This window comes from Mesorhizobium sp. M1A.F.Ca.IN.020.06.1.1, assembly GCF_004023265.1.
GTDB lineage: Bacteria > Pseudomonadota > Alphaproteobacteria > Rhizobiales > Rhizobiaceae > Mesorhizobium.
Genome location: NZ_RZSR01000860.1, coordinates 1 through 2605, shown reverse-complemented (window position 1 = coordinate 2605; position 2605 = coordinate 1). Strand labels below are relative to the sequence as shown.

Genomic DNA, 2605 nt, shown 5'->3' with positions numbered 1-2605 from the left:
TCATCTCGCTTTGCTCTTTCCTCGCCGGCGGACGCCGTTTTGAGACCCTGTTTCAACCAGGGGAAAGGCGTTCTCTGCAGTCATTCTTCTGGAATGACGGGAAGCTCATTATCTCTTACCTCGTCAATCTCGTACCGCGTTTCGAGATGTTCACTCCCGGCCACCAGGAATGGACGCGCCGAGTCCTGGACACCCTGCCCGCCGAAGGGACTGTCCACGTCTGGTCATTCGATGCGGCAGTTCACGAGACCAATGGAGAGGTCCTGGTCTGTGCTCAGGATCCGATCACGCCGCCGCAGCTCTTGCTATTCGATCTCAATGCCGCGCCGTCTCTCAGCGCTTCAGCAATCCTGAAGCGCAGCCCGGAGAATTTCGATGCATCCGGACTGGTGGTCACGCGCCACGAGGCAGTCTCTATCGATCATGAGCTGATCCCCTACACGCAGGTTGGTCCGGCGAACGGGAACGGAGATGCTCCGGTTCACCTTTCCGCTTATGGCGGGTTCGGCACATCACTCCTGCCCTACTACAACTCCCCGCTGGGCAAGCTGTGGCTCGAGCGCGGCGGCACGTGTGTGGAGGCGAACATCCGCGGCGGCGGCGAGTTCGGCACCCGCTGGCACGATGCCGGGCGCAGGGAGGGCAAGCGTCTCGCCCATGACGATTTCGCCGCCGTTGCCGCCGACCTCGTGCGAAGGGGCATCACCCTGCCGAGGCGGATTGCCGCTGAGGGCGGCTCAAATGGCGGCCTGCTGATCGCAAACATGCTGACCCGCTATCCTGAGCATTTCGGGGCTCTGTTCTGCACAGTTCCGCTTATCGACATGCGTCGCTACACCAAGCTCTTGGCGGGCGCGAGCTGGATCGACGAATATGGCGATCCGGACAAGGCTCACGATTGGGCTTTCCTGAAGGAAATCTCCGCCTATCACGCCGCGGCGCCGGGACAGCCCTATCCGCCTATCCTGATCGCCACCACGAAACGCGACGACCGCGTCCATCCGGGCCATGCGCGCAAGATGGCCGCAAAACTGCAGGCTCTTGGCTATCCCGCTTACTTCTACGAGGCCAGCGCAGGCGGGCACGGCTACGGCAAGGACAATCGGGAGCAAGCCGCATTCATCAGTCTAGGCACCAATTTTCTCCGCAGCGCAATCGGCTTCAACGATCACCTTCCGGAGATGGCGGAACGCGTTGCAACGCAAGAGGAGCGTTTGAGCTCCATCAACAATTCATTCGAGCAGGAGACGAAATAGTGCAGTGCATCCTTTCTGAACATCAAGGAGTGAATATCATGGCGAGAACGCGAATGGGCGCAGCGCGGGCAATAGCAGCGGCGGTGGCCCTGATCATCGTGGGACAGCAGGCCGTCGCCGCGGAGCCTGCGCAAGCAGAGACCGTCCTGGCGGAGACGGGAGCCTCGGTCACCGAAGCGCCAAGCCCTTGGCAGGTCCGCCTGCGGGGGTTGGGCGTCGTTACGAAAGATCTGGGCTACGTTGATACGCTTCCCGGCTCCGGTCTTTCCTATTCGAACACGGTGACGCCGGAACTCGATATCTCGTATTTCTTTAACGACAACATCGCCGCCGAACTCATACTCGGTACCACCTATGCCAACATCGCGGGCCGAGGGACGATCGGTGGGTTGGGCAACATCGGCAAAGTTTGGCTGCTGCCGCCGACGCTCACGTTGCAGTACCATTTTACCGATCTCGGCGCGTTCAAGCCTTATGTCGGCGCCGGCGTGAACTACACGATCTTCTATAACCAGGACACTGGCAGCGCTGACGCTCTCAAGGTGAAGAACACGTTCGGCACGGCGCTGCAGGTCGGATTCGACTACATGGTGGACCAGCACTGGGGCCTCAACTTCGACGTGAAGAAGCTTTTCCTGAGGCCGGACTTCGACGTCACGGTGGCCGGCGCGAAGCTGACGGGGAAGGCGGAGCTCGATCCCTGGCTGATAGGCGCAGGTGTCACCTACCGCTTTTGAATATCAGAGTGAAGTCTGCTTCCCGACTGCCGGTTTAAAATGAAGGGCGCCTCGCGCGCCCTTTTTTATGGTCGACACTGCAGCGCAAGACCTCATGAAGCTATTGTCGGGCGGGGTTCTCTTCCGGCGGACCAAGAAGGTGCACTGGCCAACCGGCCTTGCGCCTGAGATGGAGTGCTTAGAAGCGCTTTGGATCGGGACGGGCTTTGGTATTGTGGGTGGAATGCTTCAGCCAGACTATTTGCCAGCATCGTCTCCCGGACGTCTGAGCTTCGTGTCAGCGCAAGGCGAACACGCGGCTCCTAGATGCCGACACGATGGCTGGTTCAGCCATGCTGCGACAGTTGCCTGTTTTTTCAGTTCCTTTGCTGTTCGCGCGCTAACCGCAACGCTCCATACCAGTCTCGCGTGCCTGTCCCCGTGGGTGGGCGGCAGAAAGCGATTAGGCCCGCTGAAAGAGGCGGACCGCATCCGAAGGACCGTAACGACGAGAAGGACCTGAAGCGAGAGCGAAGGTTGCGGGAGGCCGCGGCGGGCCTAAAAGGCACTGCCGACCAACCCCCACGCCCCAGGAAAGGCTGACAAAAACCGCAGCGGCCGACTGTCCAATAG

General features: G+C 60.5%; 2 protein-coding genes. Both read left to right on the top strand.

Annotation, left to right across the window (positions count from 1 at the left end):
• Positions 1–1256: prolyl oligopeptidase family serine peptidase (locus EOA60_RS28135; RefSeq protein WP_164899591.1), on the top strand; the 1256-nt coding region annotated here is incomplete at its 5' end.
• Between the two features lie 38 nt (positions 1257–1294).
• Positions 1295–1993: an OmpW family protein gene (locus tag EOA60_RS28130; RefSeq protein WP_127335143.1), complete on the top strand. Its 699-nt coding sequence runs from the start codon at positions 1295–1297 to the stop codon at positions 1991–1993.
• The last annotated feature ends 612 nt before the right edge of the window (positions 1994–2605 follow it).

Bases quoted from the DNA above. Each gene is read 5' to 3' on its own strand.
- EOA60_RS28130 (WP_127335143.1), top strand. From the start codon at position 1,295: ATGGCGAGAACGCGAATGGGCGCAGCGCGGGCAATAGCAGCGGCGGTG.